The organism is Enterococcus sp. DIV2467a, from assembly GCF_050532945.1.
Taxonomy (GTDB): Bacteria; Bacillota; Bacilli; order Lactobacillales; family Enterococcaceae; genus Enterococcus; species Enterococcus faecalis.
Window position 1 is genome coordinate 137,260 of record NZ_CP172896.1, and the last position, 15,874, is coordinate 153,133.

Annotated in this window: 15 protein-coding genes; 13 read left to right on the forward strand and 2 right to left on the reverse strand. The window is 40.0% G+C overall.

The annotated features are described in order from the left end of the window. Positions 1-304: 304 nt before the first annotated feature. Positions 305-1,228: a type I pantothenate kinase gene (coaA, locus tag IGL80_RS00575; RefSeq protein WP_002356160.1), complete on the reverse strand. Its 924-nt coding sequence runs from the start codon at positions 1,226-1,228 to the stop codon at positions 305-307. A gap of 154 nt (positions 1,229-1,382) precedes the next feature. Here coaA and IGL80_RS00580 point away from each other — a divergent pair, with 154 nt between their 5' ends. Next, a complete protein-coding gene (locus IGL80_RS00580; RefSeq protein ID WP_002356161.1) occupies positions 1,383-1,970 on the forward strand; it encodes an SGNH/GDSL hydrolase family protein in 588 nt (195 codons plus the stop codon). A 14-nt stretch (positions 1,971-1,984) separates the two neighbouring features. Further along, positions 1,985-2,593 carry a class I SAM-dependent methyltransferase gene (locus tag IGL80_RS00585; protein WP_002359331.1) on the forward strand — a complete coding sequence of 203 codons (609 nt, stop codon included), beginning with the start codon at positions 1,985-1,987 and terminating at the stop codon, positions 2,591-2,593. Between the two features lie 32 nt (positions 2,594-2,625). Here IGL80_RS00585 and add read toward each other — a convergent pair whose 3' ends face one another. Next, a complete protein-coding gene (gene add / locus IGL80_RS00590; RefSeq protein ID WP_002359332.1) occupies positions 2,626-3,657 on the reverse strand; it encodes an adenosine deaminase in 1,032 nt (343 codons plus the stop codon). Between the two features lie 141 nt (positions 3,658-3,798). Here add and IGL80_RS00595 point away from each other — a divergent pair, with 141 nt between their 5' ends. The 11 genes from IGL80_RS00595 to deoB all read left to right on the forward strand — a co-directional run bounded on the left by IGL80_RS00595 (position 3,799) and on the right by deoB (position 15,867). Further along, entirely contained in the window at positions 3,799-4,806 is a 1,008-nt protein-coding gene (locus tag IGL80_RS00595; protein WP_002356164.1) for a substrate-binding domain-containing protein, read from the forward strand. A 140-nt stretch (positions 4,807-4,946) separates the two neighbouring features. Further along, complete coding sequence (locus tag IGL80_RS00600; protein ID WP_002356165.1) at positions 4,947-6,248, forward strand: pyrimidine-nucleoside phosphorylase; 1,302 nt, start codon at positions 4,947-4,949, stop codon at positions 6,246-6,248. Between the two features lie 27 nt (positions 6,249-6,275). Then, on the forward strand, positions 6,276-6,938 hold the full coding sequence (deoC, locus tag IGL80_RS00605; protein ID WP_002359333.1) for a deoxyribose-phosphate aldolase: 663 nt from the start codon (positions 6,276-6,278) through the stop codon (positions 6,936-6,938). Next, positions 6,907-7,371 (forward strand): cytidine deaminase, encoded by a 465-nt coding sequence (locus IGL80_RS00610; RefSeq protein WP_002404403.1) that lies wholly within the window; start codon positions 6,907-6,909, stop codon positions 7,369-7,371. The genes deoC and IGL80_RS00610 overlap by 32 nt, the downstream gene beginning before the upstream one ends. A 95-nt stretch (positions 7,372-7,466) precedes the next feature. After that, positions 7,467-8,540 carry a BMP family lipoprotein gene (locus tag IGL80_RS00615; RefSeq protein ID WP_002356168.1) on the forward strand — a complete coding sequence of 358 codons (1,074 nt, stop codon included), beginning with the start codon at positions 7,467-7,469 and terminating at the stop codon, positions 8,538-8,540. 53 nt (positions 8,541-8,593) lie between these two features. Then, a complete protein-coding gene (locus tag IGL80_RS00620) occupies positions 8,594-9,679 on the forward strand; it encodes a BMP family lipoprotein (RefSeq protein WP_002356169.1) in 1,086 nt (361 codons plus the stop codon). 205 nt (positions 9,680-9,884) lie between these two features. After that, complete coding sequence (locus IGL80_RS00625; protein WP_002381361.1) at positions 9,885-11,453, forward strand: ABC transporter ATP-binding protein; 1,569 nt, start codon at positions 9,885-9,887, stop codon at positions 11,451-11,453. Beyond that, complete coding sequence (locus IGL80_RS00630; protein ID WP_002356171.1) at positions 11,446-12,579, forward strand: ABC transporter permease; 1,134 nt, start codon at positions 11,446-11,448, stop codon at positions 12,577-12,579. Before IGL80_RS00625 ends, IGL80_RS00630 begins: the two co-directional genes overlap by 8 nt. Continuing rightward, positions 12,579-13,532 carry an ABC transporter permease gene (locus IGL80_RS00635; RefSeq protein ID WP_002356172.1) on the forward strand — a complete coding sequence of 318 codons (954 nt, stop codon included), beginning with the start codon at positions 12,579-12,581 and terminating at the stop codon, positions 13,530-13,532. Before IGL80_RS00630 ends, IGL80_RS00635 begins: the two co-directional genes overlap by 1 nt. Before the next feature lie 273 nt (positions 13,533-13,805). Continuing rightward, entirely contained in the window at positions 13,806-14,399 is a 594-nt protein-coding gene (locus IGL80_RS00640; protein ID WP_002359336.1) for a TMEM175 family protein, read from the forward strand. A gap of 301 nt (positions 14,400-14,700) precedes the next feature. After that, a complete protein-coding gene (gene deoB, locus IGL80_RS00645; protein WP_002359337.1) occupies positions 14,701-15,867 on the forward strand; it encodes a phosphopentomutase in 1,167 nt (388 codons plus the stop codon). Positions 15,868-15,874: the final 7 nt, after the last annotated feature.

The following is a 15,874-nucleotide window of genomic DNA, read 5'->3' on the forward strand; positions in this document are numbered from 1 at the left end:
ACCCCTTATCCATTTAAATTTATCTAAAGAAAAGGCGGTTAAAAAGTGGTCAGCACCAAGAATTAAGAAAGGATTTTCAAAAATTGTTTTACGATTTTTAGAAAATTTTGGCTTAATTCCGCAGGGGCTACTTTTAAACAGCCGAGAATCAGGCGGTTAAAAAGTGGTTCACTTTTGTTCCGTACTCTTCTTTGTCTAGCTATACTTATTAAAACATTTTACTCCTTGAAAGTCATGCATTCTGCTGAAAATTTTCAAGGATATTTCTACAAAAGATACAGGATATTTCTTAGCTCGTCAACCCTTAATATTTACGTAGATAGATTTGGTCAATCAAATGATTTTCCGTTTTATGCAAAATAATGTCCGCACGTCCGCGCGTTGGCAAGATATATTCCTCCAAGTTCGGTAAGTTCACGGTTTTCCAAACATTCCGTGCCATGGCGAAAGCATCTTCTCGTTTGCCAATTGCATATTGGTAATAATAATTATTAGGATCTAAGAAAGCCGTATCTAATAAGGCCCCAAAACGTTCTAGGTACCATTTTTCAATTAAGGCTGGATCGGCATCCACAAAAATAGAAAAATCAAAAAAATCACTCACATAAATTTGTTGATTGGCGGGTAACTGTAAGGTGTTAATGCCTTCAACAATCAGAATATCTGGTTGTTGAATCAACTCATATTCGCCTTCGATAACATCGTAGACACTGTGAGAATAGACGGGTGCTTTAATTTCGTCTTTGCCGCTTTTGACTTCGTTTAAGAAATTAATTAGCTTCTCCATGTCATAACTTTCAGGAAACCCTTTTCGGTCCATAATTCCCTGTTCTTCTAACACTTTATTGGGATACAAAAATCCATCCGTTGTAATGAGTTGAACGTTTCTTCGTTTAAACGTTCGGGCCAGAATTCTTTGCAAAAGACGAGCGGTGGTGCTTTTACCAACGGCGACACTGCCGGCAATTCCAATGATGAATGGTGGTACAGAGACATATTCATGTAGGAATAATCCTTTGCTAAGTGTTAGCGATTCAAATTCTTTCATGTACAAATGAATAAGATGCGTTAAGGGTACATAAATTTCTTGTACATCTTTTAGTGAAATTTGGTCGTTCACACTTTTAATGTTATCCAATTCTGCTTCGGTTAACGGTGCTTTGCCGTCATGATAAAACCCATGCCATTCTTCTCTGGAAATTGGGTAGTAATTCATTTTATCGTCCATTGTTCCTCCACCAAACCCTGTTCAATCTTTGTACATTTTACCATAATTTCACAAGGGAAACACAGGATTTTACAAAAGAATTCCCTTCTTCGCCAATTTATGATGAAAATGGTATCATGAAAAGAGAAAACTGTTAGAAAAGAGGGGAAAAGCCATGAGAAAAATTGTATTATTTGGTGATAGCATTACTGCTGGTTATTTAGACGAAGCCGTCTCACCTGTTCTTGTTGACTTAGTGAAACGGGATATTGCTGCGATGGGTCTAGAAGAAGTGGCTGTCATTAATGCTGGAATGCCTGGCGATACAACAGAAGATGGTTTAAAACGATTAAATAAAGAAGTGCTAATTGAGAAACCTGATGAGGTGGTGATTTTCTTTGGCGCCAATGATGCGTCACTGGATCGAAATATAACAGTAGCCACGTTTAGAGAAAACCTTGAAACAATGATTCACGAAATTGGTTCAGAAAAGGTGATTTTAATTACGCCACCATATGCGGATAGTGGCAGACGTCCAGAACGTCCACAAACGCGTATCAAGGAATTGGTCAAGGTTGCACAAGAAGTCGGAGCGGCACATAACTTGCCAGTTATTGATTTGTATAAAGCGATGACTGTTTATCCTGGAACGGATGAATTTTTACAAGCGGATGGTTTGCATTTTTCACAAGTGGGCTATGAATTATTAGGTGCCTTGATTGTTCGAGAAATAAAAGGTAGACTAAAACCAAAACAAGCATAGATAGGAAGAACAAAATGGCGAATCATTATTATACAGAAAATCCAGAATTAGCACATGATTTAGAAAGCTGGTCTTTTCCATTACGTGGTCGGACCTTTCAGTTTACGACCGATAGCGGGGTCTTCTCAAGAGGAACAGTGGATTATGGTTCTCGTGTGTTGATTGATGCCTTTGAATGGGAAAATTTACCAGCAGGCCGTTTGTTAGATGTTGGTTGTGGCTATGGACCAATTGGGTTGTCCTTAGCAGCGGCGACTGGTCGACTGGTGGAAATGGTGGATGTCAACCAACGGGCAGTTGGGCTAGCTCAAATGAACGCCCAACGTAACCAAATTACTACTGTGGATATTCATTCTTCCAATGTGTATGAAACCTTAAACGAAAAGACCTACGCGGCGATTGTTAGCAACCCGCCCATTCGTGCAGGTAAAAAAGTTGTCCATGGCATTTTAACAGGGGCTTTTCCGTTGTTGAAAGTTGGTGGCACACTAACGGTAGTTATTCAAAAGAAACAAGGTGCACCTAGTGCAGAAAAGAAAATGGCTGAAGTATTTGGCAATGTTGAAATTGTGACAAAAGACAAAGGCTATTATATTTTACGAAGTGTTAAAGAAGCAGAGTAAAAAAGAACCGCCACTTTAGTGGAGGTTCTTTTTTAGAATAGATATGCTTGATCAATTTTTTGGTTCAACAGTTTTTTTTCGTCTGGCGATAAAAAAGCACCTGCAAGCGCATTTTTAGTGAGTTGCTTCATTTCGTTATAACTTAATTGATACCAAGTGGCCAATTTCATGAATTCCTTCGTTAACGTAGTATCTGAAACAGTGCGATTATCGGTATTGATGCAGACGGCTAAGCCAGCCTCTATAAATTGTTGAAAAGGGTATTCAGCCAATGTTTTGACGGTGCCTGTTTGGAAGTTGCTAGTTGGACACATTTCTAAAAGAACCTTTTTTTCTTTTAAGAGCGCCAAGTATTCGGGTGTATCTTTCAAAGCAATACCGTGACCAATCCGAGTAGCACCTAAAGTGACAGCATCAGCGACGTTTTTGCCACAGCCGCATTCCCCAGCGTGGAGTGTTAATGGAATTGACAATTGGTTGGCTAAAGCTAATACGTCTTCAAATGTGTATGGAGGGAAATCGACTTCATTGCCAGCTAAATCAAAGCCGACAACGCCTGTCTCTCTGAAATCATGCGCTAAGTGAACGATTTTTTCTATGGCTTGTTGTTGGTCATGCCGCATGCCGCATAACAGTGCATTGCTTTTTACACCAAAATCTTCTTCGCCTTGTTTTAAGCCAGTTAAAACAGCGGTCACGATTTCAGGTAACCGTAAGCCTTTTTCTGTATGTTGCGAAGGCGCAAAACGCACCTCTATGTATGCCACGCCATCTTCGGCAGCTTGGCTAATCACGTCATACGCCGCTGCTTGCAAAGCTTCAGCTGTTTGTAGACAGGTTAGCACGAAGTCGAACCGAGTTAAATAATCATTCAAATCGGTGCATTTTTCAGGGGCAACCACTAACTCTTTCAAGGCTTGTTCGTCTTGGGGTAATGGAATGTTTTGTTTTTCAGCAATGGTGCGTAAAGTGGTTGGTCGAATCGACCCATCTAAGTGACAGTGCAGCTCGATTTTTGGTAATTGACGGACACGGGATTCTTCCATGAAAAAAATAGCCTCCATTTTCTTTTGTTTTTTAATCTTTTTAGTCTATTTCTTTTGTCTTTTTTTTGTTAAAATGTAAAAGATTCGATAAGTATTTTGAAGACTGTAACACGTCTACAAATGTCTGTCAATGCAAAAGGAGACGTTGGGAGGGGCGCGATGAAACTAACGATTAAAGAAATTGCTGATATGGCTGGTGTTTCTGTCACAACCGTCTCACAAATTCTGAATAATAAAGGGAGTCGTTTCAGTGAAAAAACCCGCAACAAGGTGTTGGCGGTAGTTGCTGAAAATCATTACAAACCAGATTACTTTGCTTCGAATGTAATCAACCGTCATTCCAAAACCATTGGTATGATTGTGCCAGATGTGACGGATTTCTTTTTCTCAAAAGTGATTGAAGGTGTGGAAACATATTTAAATTCGTTAGGCTACATGATTTTGTTATGCAATTCAAAGCATGATTCCGAGCAAGCGATGCAATATGTTAGCGAGTTGATTCATCGGTCGGTGGATGGCATTATTTTTGCCACGCCGAATGTTTTGCCAGAAAATCATATTTTAAAAGACCGACGAGAACATCCGATTCCTGTCATTCTTGTCGATCGTGGGATTAATCCACGAGATAGTGGACGATTAATCGTTAAAGAGTACGAAGGTGCTTATCAAGCGGTCCATCATTTGATTCAACAAGGGCATCAGCATATTGGCATGTTGCGTGAAAGTGCCGGCTATTATCGTTTAACGGAACGAGTGACGGCGTATCAGCATGCGTTACAGGACAACAATTTACCTTTTCGTCCGCATTATGTTTGTGCTGGGGAATTGAACTTGCATGGCGGCTATGCTGCGGCGAAAGAAGTTTTGAAAAATGAAGAAATCACAGCAATTTTTTGTGGCAATGATGAAATGGCGATGGGAGCTTATCAAGCCATTGAAGAAGCAGGTAAGAAAATTCCTGACGATATTTCGGTGGTTGGCTTTGATGGCTTGGAAATTTCCGAATATTTGGTGCCGAGTTTAACAACCGTCTATCAGCCGAGTTTTGATATTGGCTATTATGCAGCAAAATTTTTGGTGGAAGCTATTGCAGATCCAACAGGGAAAGTTCCGAATAAAGTTTTTGATGCGACGTTTATTGCTAGAAAAAGCACAAAACCGATTTAAAAAACAGCTTAGAAATGGAACGTTCGTGTTGTTTGCGTTTTCACAAGAAAAAAATAATAGTAAACTGGTTTACTAAATGGTTTAAAGCTGAACGATTTTGTTGTATAATACATTATCGGGAAATCGGAGGGAACGAATTCATGAGAATGGTAGACATTATTGAAAAGAAACGTGACGGGCATCAACTAACAAGCGAAGAAATTCAATTTATTATCAACGGATACACAGATGGTTCAATTCCAGATTATCAGGTAAGTGCCTTTTTAATGGCTGTTTTTTACCAAGATATGACAGACGAAGAAATTACACAAATGACGTTAGCAATGGTCCATTCAGGCGAAATTGTGGATCTTTCTTCTATAGAAGGAATCAAAGTCGACAAGCATTCTACAGGTGGCGTAGGCGACACTACGACGCTTATTTTAGCGCCATTAGTTGCTAGTGTCGGGGTCAATGTAGCAAAAATGTCTGGTCGTGGCTTAGGCTACACGGGCGGTACGTTGGATAAATTAGAAGCGATTCCTGGTTTTAAAGTTGAATTGACAGAAGAACGTTTTATTCAATTGGTGAACGATACAAAAGTGGCAGTGATTGGTCAGTCAGGTGATCTAGCACCAGCAGACAAAAAACTTTATGCGTTACGCGATGTGACCGCCACTGTTGACTCAATTCCATTAATTGCAAGTTCCATTATGAGTAAAAAAATTGCCGCAGGGGCAGATGCGATTGTCTTAGACGTGACTACTGGTGAAGGGGCCTTTATGAAAGACCTAGCAAGTGCTCGTCGATTAGCGGAAACAATGGTTCGTATTGGGAAACTGGCAAATCGCCAAACGATGGCAGTAATTTCAGACATGTCACAACCTTTAGGGGAGGCTATCGGAAATAGTTTAGAAATCGTTGAAGCAATCGAGACCTTGCAAGGAAATGGGCCAGAAGATTTAGTGGAGATGTGCTATGTCTTAGGAAGTCAGATGGTCGTTTTAGCTAAAAAAGCCGAGACGTTAGACGAAGCACGGGCTTTATTAGAAGAAGCATTAACAAGCGGTCGAGCGCTCGCAAAATTTAAAGAAATGATTGAAAATCAAGGCGGCGACAGTTCCGTTGTTGACCAGCCAGAAAAATTATTAACCGCAACTTATCAATTTGATTTACCTGCCAAAGAAACAGGCGTGGTACAAAAAATCGTTGCCAATGAAATTGGCGTTGCCGCAATGTTGCTGGGCGCTGGTCGGGCTACGAAAGAAGATACGATTGATTTTGCAGTTGGCTTGAAACTTCACAAAAAAGTAGGGAGCCCAGTTGAAAAAGGCGAATCATTATTAACCATTTATGCCAATCGTGAAGACGTGACAGAAGTCGAACAATTGCTTTATAAAAATATTGAAATTGGACCAACCGGCGAAGAGCCTATTTTGATTCACGATATTATTACGGAATAAAACAAAAAGAAAAGAGGAATTCTCATCATGGAATTAAACCGCATGATTGACCACACTATTTTGAAACCAGAAGCGACAGAAGCCGCTGTCCAAAAAATTATTGACGAAGCTAAGGAGTACAACTTTTTCTCTGTATGTATCAATCCTTGTTGGGTCGCTTTTGCTAGCGAGCAATTAGCAGATACCGACGTCGCTGTCTGTACCGTTATTGGCTTTCCTTTGGGGGCAAATACACCAGAAGTTAAAGCATACGAAGCAGCTGATGCAATTAAAAATGGTGCGAATGAAGTGGATATGGTGATTAATATTGGTGCATTAAAATCACAACAATACGATCACGTACGTCAAGACATTCAAGGCGTAGTAGATGCAGCCAAAGGAAAAGCGTTAGTCAAAGTGATTATTGAAACAGCATTATTAACAGACGAAGAAAAAGTTAAAGCTTGTGAATTAGCCAAAGAAGCAGGTGCCGATTTCGTTAAAACATCTACTGGCTTCTCAACAGGCGGCGCTAAAGTAGCAGACATTCGTTTAATGCGTGAGACAGTTGGTCCTGACATGGGCGTTAAGGCTTCTGGTGGCGTGCATAATGCAGAAGAAGCGTTAGCAATGATTGAAGCTGGGGCAACACGCATCGGTGCAAGTACGGGTGTAGCAATTGTTTCTGGCGCAACTGGCGAAGGGTATTAATTCGTATTTCAAATTAAACGAAGGTGTGGCGAAAAAGATGACAGTAAAACAAGAATGGCTTGATTGTGCCGTAGAAGCATTGGCACACGCCTATGTACCGTATTCTAACTTTCCTGTGGGCGCTTGCTTAGTGACTTCAGACGGGAAAATGTATCAAGGAGTCAACATTGAAAATGCCTCCTTTGGTTTAACAAATTGTGCAGAAAGAACGGCGATTTTTAAAGCCATTTCAGAAGATGAACGGACCTTCCAACATTTAGTTGTAGCAGGTAATACAGAGGCACCCATTTCTCCATGTGGCGCTTGTCGTCAAGTAATGGCTGAATTCTTTGATCCACAAATGCCGGTCACGCTAGTTGGTAAAGATGGCGCGACTAAAACAATGACAGTTGAGGCATTATTGCCCTATTCATTTACAGATAAAGATTTTTAAAAAAAGGACATAAGGTTTCGTTGGGCTCAAAGTAGATTTCAATAGCATAAATGCGAATGAAATAATAGATAAAATAGTAGGGGGCTTTTCGGAAAGTGAAACAAGCAAAATTTTTAGGTCTAGGATTGGCAGCAGTTGCCTTAACCATTGGGTTAGCTGCATGTGGTGGCAATAGCAAAAAGAACGCCAACACAAAAGGTGATCCACAACATAGTGTCGTAATGGTCACAGATACAGCCGGCATTGATGACAAATCTTTTAACCAATCTGCGTGGGAAGGAATGCAAGAGTGGGGCAAAGAGCACAAACTTCCAGAAGGACCTCAAGGGTATGCGTATATTCAATCAAATGAAGCATCTGATTATACATCAAACATTGACCAAGCCATTTCAAGTCAATTTAAAACGATTTTTGGCATTGGCTATTTACTAAAAAATGCAGTAGTAGATGCAGCGGACGCCAACCCAGAAACGAATTTCGTTCTAATCGACGATACAGTTAATGGGAAAAACAACGTCGCTTCTGCAACATTTAGAGATAATGAATCTGCGTATTTAGCAGGTGTGGCAGCAGCTAACACTACGAAAACCAACAAAGTAGGATTTATCGGCGGGGTTGAAGGACCTGTTATTGGCCGTTTCCAAGCTGGTTTTGAAAAAGGTGTAGCAGACGCTGGCAAAAAATTAGGCAAAGATATTCAAATTACGTCTACTTATGCAGGGACATTTGCAGACGCTTCAAAAGGACGGGCCTTAGCTTCTTCTATGTATCAAGCAGGTGCCGACATTATTTATCACGCAGCGGCGACTACAGGACAAGGAATCTTCCAAGAAGCCAAAGCGCTAAATGAAACAGGTTCAAAAGATAAAGTTTGGGTGATTGGTGTTGACCGTGACCAAAACGAAGACGGTAAATATACAACCAAAGATGGCAAGGATGATAACTTAACGTTAGCTTCAACCATTAAAGGTGTAAATATTGCTGTGAAAAAAATCTCTGATCTTGCATTAGAAGATAAATTCCCTGGCGGCGAACATTTAACTTATGGATTGAAAGATGGCGGTGTTGATTTAACAACAGAAGCCTTAAGCGATCAAGCCAAAACGGCAGTTAAAGAAGCCAAAGAACAAATCATCTCTGGTGACGTAAAAGTCCCAGACCAACCTTAGAAACAACTTAGTTGTTTAAATACATTAAACTATTTTTAGGAGGCTTTACAGAAATGAAAAAAGCAAAATTATTCGGTTTTAGTTTGATTGCATTAGGTTTATCAGTTTCACTTGCAGCATGTGGTGGTGGCAAAGGCAAAACCGCTGAAAGCGGCGGTGGCAAAGGGGATGCAGCGCATAGTGCTGTAATCATTACAGATACAGGCGGCGTGGATGACAAGTCGTTCAACCAATCTTCTTGGGAAGGATTGCAAGCTTGGGGTAAAGAACATGATTTACCAGAAGGTTCAAAAGGGTATGCATATATTCAATCGAATGATGCAGCTGACTATACAACAAATATTGACCAAGCGGTATCAAGTAAATTCAACACAATCTTTGGTATTGGCTACTTGCTAAAAGATGCAATTTCTTCTGCAGCAGATGCCAACCCTGATACAAACTTTGTTTTAATCGATGATCAAATCGATGGCAAAAAGAATGTCGTTTCTGCAACATTTAGAGATAATGAAGCAGCTTACTTAGCCGGTGTTGCTGCTGCAAACGAAACAAAAACGAACAAAGTCGGTTTTGTTGGTGGTGAAGAAGGGGTCGTAATTGACCGTTTCCAAGCTGGTTTTGAAAAAGGTGTGGCTGATGCTGCGAAAGAATTAGGTAAAGAAATTACTGTTGATACAAAATATGCGGCTTCATTTGCTGATCCTGCCAAAGGGAAAGCTTTAGCTGCTGCAATGTACCAAAATGGCGTTGATATCATCTTCCACGCTTCTGGTGCGACTGGACAAGGGGTCTTCCAAGAAGCAAAAGACTTGAATGAATCAGGTTCTGGCGACAAAGTTTGGGTAATCGGTGTTGACCGCGATCAAGATGCTGATGGCAAGTACAAAACAAAAGACGGCAAAGAAGACAACTTCACGTTAACTTCAACCCTTAAAGGTGTCGGCACAGCGGTTCAAGATATTGCCAACCGTGCGTTAGAAGACAAATTCCCTGGTGGCGAACATTTAGTTTATGGATTAAAAGATGGTGGCGTTGACTTAACAGACGGCTATTTAAACGACAAAACAAAAGAAGCTGTTAAAACAGCAAAAGATAAAGTAATCTCAGGTGACGTAAAAGTCCCAGAAAAACCAGAATAATTTAAGCTCCTAAATGAAAAAAGAAGGGCTCATTATTGTTCCTTCTAAAAATAAAGTGGTCCTTGGCAGCGACGGCTGCCAAGGAAACCCTTTATGATGTTTGGATTTTTAACTAAATAGTTGAGGTTCTTCAACTACTTAGTTAAGGGTCAAAATTACCCTCTAAAGTATTGCCAATATAATTTTGTTAGGAAGTGAATAGACCTTGTCTCAAGAAGAAAACGTAATTGAGATGCGTAAAATCACCAAAGAATTTGGGACGTTCAAAGCCAACGACCAAATTGATTTACAAGTAAAACCTGGTGAAATCCACGCACTGCTAGGTGAAAATGGTGCAGGCAAGTCGACCTTGATGAATATCTTATCAGGGCTATTGGAACCGACCTCAGGTGAGATTTATATGAATGGCGAAAAAGTCAACATTACAAGTCCTACTGCAGCCAATCGTTTAGGAATCGGAATGGTCCATCAGCATTTTATGTTAGTTGAAGCCTTTACTGTGACTGAAAATATTATCTTAGGTAGTGAACCTACCCATGGCGGTATTTTAGACCGGAAAAAAGCGAAAAAAGAGATTGAAGAAGTGTCTAAGCAATACGGGTTGGATGTAAATCCCAATGCCTATATTCGCGATATTTCTGTGGGTATGCAACAACGGGTTGAAATTTTAAAGACCTTATATCGTGGTGCGAACGTTTTAATTTTTGACGAACCAACCGCAGTATTAACGCCACAAGAAATTGATGAATTAATGATTATTTTGAAAGAACTAACCGATGAAGGCAAATCGATCATTTTAATTACACATAAGTTAGATGAAATTAAAAAAGTGGCGGACCGTTGTACGGTTATTCGCCGGGGGCAAAGTATTGGCACCGTCAATGTGAAAGACGTTTCTTCGCAACAGTTAGCCGATATGATGGTGGGTCGTTCTGTTTCCTTCAAAACAGAGAAAAAACCAGCGCAACCGAAAGAAACAATTTTATCAATTAAAGATTTAGTAGTGAAAGAAAGCCGCGGCTTAGATGCAGTGAAAAATCTTAGCTTAGATGTCCGAGCAGGGGAAGTTGTTGGGATTGCGGGGATTGATGGCAATGGACAAACAGAATTAATCCAAGCCTTAGCAGGATTAACCAAAGTCGAAAACGGGTCCATTCATTTGAATGAAAAGGAGATTACTAATCGCAAACCTCGGGAAATTACGGAAATGGGTGTCGCCCACGTTCCTGAAGACCGACATAAATATGGCTTGGTATTAGAGATGACATTGGCTGAAAATATTGGCCTACAAACGTATTACCAAAAACCATACAGTTCAACAGGTATTTTAAACTATCGAATGATTAACAAACACGCCCGTGAATTAATTGAAGAATATGATGTACGGACTCCTAATGAATTAGTACCAGCTCGGGCGCTTTCAGGTGGGAATCAGCAAAAAGCAATTATTGCCCGAGAAGTTGACCGCGATCCAGATTTGTTGATTGTTTCTCAACCAACACGCGGTTTAGATGTCGGAGCCATTGAATACATTCATCGTCGACTAATTGAACAAAGAGATAAAAATAAAGCTGTTTTATTAGTAAGTTTTGAATTAGACGAAATTTTGAACGTTTCTGATCGTATCGCTGTTATTCATGCGGGGGAAATTGTCGGAATTGTTGATCCGAAAGAAACGACAGAAAATGAATTGGGCTTGTTAATGGCTGGCTACTCATTGGAAGAAGCCCGTGCTGAGTTATCAAAAGTAGAGGCAGGTGAAACTGTTGAATAATCGTTCTGAAAAAATAAGAAATATTTTAGTCCCTGTGTTATCTGTTATTATGGGTTTCCTCTTAGGGGCAATTATTATGGTTATCTTTGGCTATGACCCAGTGGCTGGGTATCAAGCGATGTTTGAAACAGCTTTCCAAGGAAAGAAAAGTATTGGTGAGATTTTTGTCACCGCAGCACCGTTGATTTTTACCGCTTTAGGATTCTCGGTGGCAAATTCGGCTGGATTCTTTAATATCGGGCTTTCAGGACAAGCCTTATGTGGTTGGGTGGCTAGTATTTGGGTCGCTTTATCCATGCCTGATGCACCCCGGATGATTGCGTTGCCGGTGGCGATTATTGTTGGCGCGGTTGCAGGGGCTTTAGCAGCAGCCATTCCAGGTTTCTTGCGTGCCTATTTTGGGACGAGTGAAGTTATTGTTACGATTATGTTGAATTATATTTTATTATACACAGGAAATCATATTGCTAATAATGTCATGAAACCAAGTATTATGGCGAACAAAGGGATCACCAAAATGATTGGTGCGAATGCATCATTACGCTCACCGTTTTTAACAAGTATCAGTGATGGCTCTCGTTTGAACATCGGCATTTTCTTGGCCTTCATTTTCCTTATTCTTGTGTGGTTCTTGATGAAAAAAACAACGCTTGGTTTTGAAATTCGGTCGGTGGGGTTAAACCCATTTGCTTCTGAATATGCTGGAATGAGCAGCAAGCGAACGATTATTTTATCCATGATGATTTCAGGAACGCTGGCTGGTTTAGGTGGTGCGGTCCAAGGATTGGGGACTTTCCAAAACTTCTTTATTCAAAACACATCGTTGAGCATTGGGTTCGATGGTATGGCCGTGTCTCTATTAGGAGCAGGTAGCTCAATTGGGATTTTACTTTCCGCATTACTGTTTGGAATGTTAAAACTTGGTGGACAAGGAATGCCGTTGATAGCTGGTGTACCAACCGAATTAGTTGATGTTGTTATTGCAGCAATTATTTTCTTTGTGGGAATTAGTTATTTAATTCGTTTCTTGTTAGCAAAAGCGTCTGGTAGTAAAAAAGAAGTAGCGATTGTAGAAACAATTGAAGCGGCGCCAGACAAAAACAATCAAGAGGGGGGAGACATCTAATGGATTTAGCAACAATTTCCTCAATCATCACGCAAACATTAGTGTATGCAACTCCGCTCATCTTGACAGCATTAGGCGGAACGTTCTCAGAACGAAGTGGTGTGGTTAACGTTGGTTTGGAAGGTATTATGGTAATGGGCGCTTTCAGTTCGGTCGTTTTTAACTTGACGTTTGCTGATACATTTGGCGCGGCGACACCATGGATTGCTTGTTTAGTAGGAGGCGTTGTCGGGATTGTCTTTTCTCTCTTACATGCCGTTGCAACTATTAACTTACGAGCAGATCATATTATCAGTGGTACTGTCATTAACTTGATGGCACCGGCGCTAGGGGTTTTCCTAGTAAAAGTTATTTATCAAAAAGGACAAACAGATATGATTACACAATCATTTGGCTATTTTTCTTTCCCAGGATTGTCAAAAATTCCAGTGATTGGTGAACTATTCTTTGCAAAAACCTCTTTACCAGCTTTCGTAGCAATTTTGATTGCGATTTTAGCTTGGTTTGTCATTTATAAAACACGTTTTGGCTTACGGTTACGTTCTGTGGGGGAACATCCACAAGCGGCAGATACATTGGGAATTAATGTCTACTTAATGCGTTATTCTGGCGTCTTGTTATCCGGCTTCTTAGGCGGTATGGGCGGAGCTGTCTTTGCTCAAAGTATTGCGGGTCGTTTCGGGATTACCACAATTGCAGGACAAGGGTTTATTTCAATGGCCGCAATGATCTTTGGTAAATGGAATCCACTTGGGGCAATGGGCGCAGCCTTATTCTTTGGTTTTGCACAAAACTTAAGTATTGCTGGGGAAAACTTACCAATTATTTCAGAAATTCCAAAAGTTTATCTACAAGCAGCACCATACGTATTGACCATTTTAGTCCTAGTTGTGTTCTTCGGAAAATCATCGGGACCAAAAGCGAACGGGAAAAATTACGTCAAAACGAAATAAGAAAAGAAATAGGCCCTCCGTCAAAGCGACGGGGGGCCATTTCTTTTCTTAGGATAATCAGTTGAACACAGCGACATTAGGCACTGCTTCACTGCAAAAAAGCGAGTTGATAAAGGTAACTTTTCTTTTTTCTTTTGGCTGTTTTTTACAATTCGAAGGAAGTGTCGAAATTTTGAAAAAAACCAACAGGTCTAGCAGCTTTTTTTCAAAAATAGTTGGTTTTTCTGCTATACTTTTGTTTGTAGTAAGCATAGGAAAAGTGGAGGACGTTCAATGAATAAAACACGTGTAGAAGCATTTAGTGATGCAGTCATTGCCATCATCATGACCATCATGATTTTAGAAATTAAAACCCCTCAAGTGGGTGTTTTGGCAGGTTTGATAGAAAATATCCCATATTTTTTATCGTTTATTGTCAGTTTTATTTTTATCTGTATCGCATGGTACAATCATCATTACATAATGTCCGTAACTCATTGGTTTTCTAAAAAAGCGTTTTGGGCAAATAATTTTTGGTTATTCTCCATGGCCTTCATTCCGGTAGCAACTGCTTGGGTGAGTGAATTTTGGTGGATGCGGGCACCTGTTTATTTTTATCTTGTTGTGTATACGGTTTGGGATTTTGCCTACTTCTTGTTAACAAGGATCATTTATGAAGACAATGCAGTGAAAGATCCACAGGGTGCAGCTAAGTTAAGAAAATCGAAATCTTATAGTAAGGCAACAAAAATCATTCATCTTTGTCTTTTCGCAATCGGATATATCGGCATTTATTTTTATCCGCCCATTGGCATTGGTGTGATTTTATCAGAAGCGGTTATCTGGTATTTAAATGTGCCAAAAGAGGGAGACCGCTTGGAGTGTTAAAAGTTTCGATGGCATAAAGAGTAGTGTTCTTTTTAAGGAGCAGGCTATTCGAAAAAAACAATAAAAAAGTTTCCTAATTACGGTGGGAGACTTTTTTTCTTTCAGTTTTTAAGCCCTGCTAAAATCGAAGGAATCAGTGAAAATTTTAATGCTCTTTCAGGCAATAATAGCGGATTCATGGTATAATTGAAGAGCTGAGAATAAATAGATTGTTCTGTTTGATTCTCGAGACTATTTAAAAGGCTAGCGTAAAATAATTGTCATTCTTGACGTATTTACGACCTTAGAGGAGGAAGCAAGTGTGTTTAAACGTATTCATTTAATCGTACTAGATTCAGTCGGTATTGGTGAAGCACCAGATGCTGAAAAATTTGGAGATGTCGGCAGTGATACACTAGGTCATATTGCCAAAGAAGCGGGACTAACCATTCCTCATTTAGAAAAACTTGGATTGGGAACTATTGCTCCTTTAACAGGTGTCAAAGCAGTGGCAGACCACGATGGCTATGCCACCAAATTAGAAGAAATTTCTGTTGGAAAAGATACTATGACCGGTCACTGGGAAATTATGGGCTTGAACATCAAAAAACCTTTTCGGGTATTCCCAAACGGCTTTCCTGAAGAATTACTGAAAAAAATTGAAGATTTTTCTGGGCGAAAAGTTGTTTGTAACAAACCATATAGCGGGACAGCAGTCATTGATGATTACGGCGAACATCAAATGAAAACAGGGGATTTAATTGTTTATACTTCAGCAGACCCTGTTTTACAAATTGCGGCGCATGAAGACATTATTCCATTAGAAGAATTGTATAAAATTTGTCAATATGTTCGTGACATTACGAAAGACGAACCTTATATGATTGGTCGGATTATCGCTCGCCCGTATGTTGGTGAACCAGGTAATTTCACTCGAACCAGTAACCGTCATGACTATGCTTTAGATCCTTTTGGCCATACTGTTTTAGATTCGTTGAAAGAAAACGGCAATGATGTGATCGCTGTTGGGAAAATTAACGACATCTTTAATGGACAAGGAATTACTGAAGCTATCCGCACGAAGAGCAATATGGATGGGGTGGATCAATTATTAACGGTCATGAACAAAGATTTCACAGGTTTAAGTTTTACTAACTTAGTGGATTTCGATGCGCTGTATGGCCACCGTCGTGATGTGAAGGGTTATGCAAAAGCCATCGAAGATTTTGATGGTCGTTTGCCAGAGATTATGGCAGCTATGGCCGAAGATGATTTGCTTTTAATTACAGCAGATCACGGGAATGACCCAACTTTCCCAGGAACAGACCACACACGTGAATATGTGCCTTTATTGGCTTATAGTAAAAAAATGACAAAACAAGGCAGCTTGCCACAAGGATTTTATTCAGATATTTCAGCAACGATTGCTGAAAACTTTGAAGTTCCTGCAACGGAAAACGGTCAAAGCTTTTTAAATCAATTACAATAATTCGAGG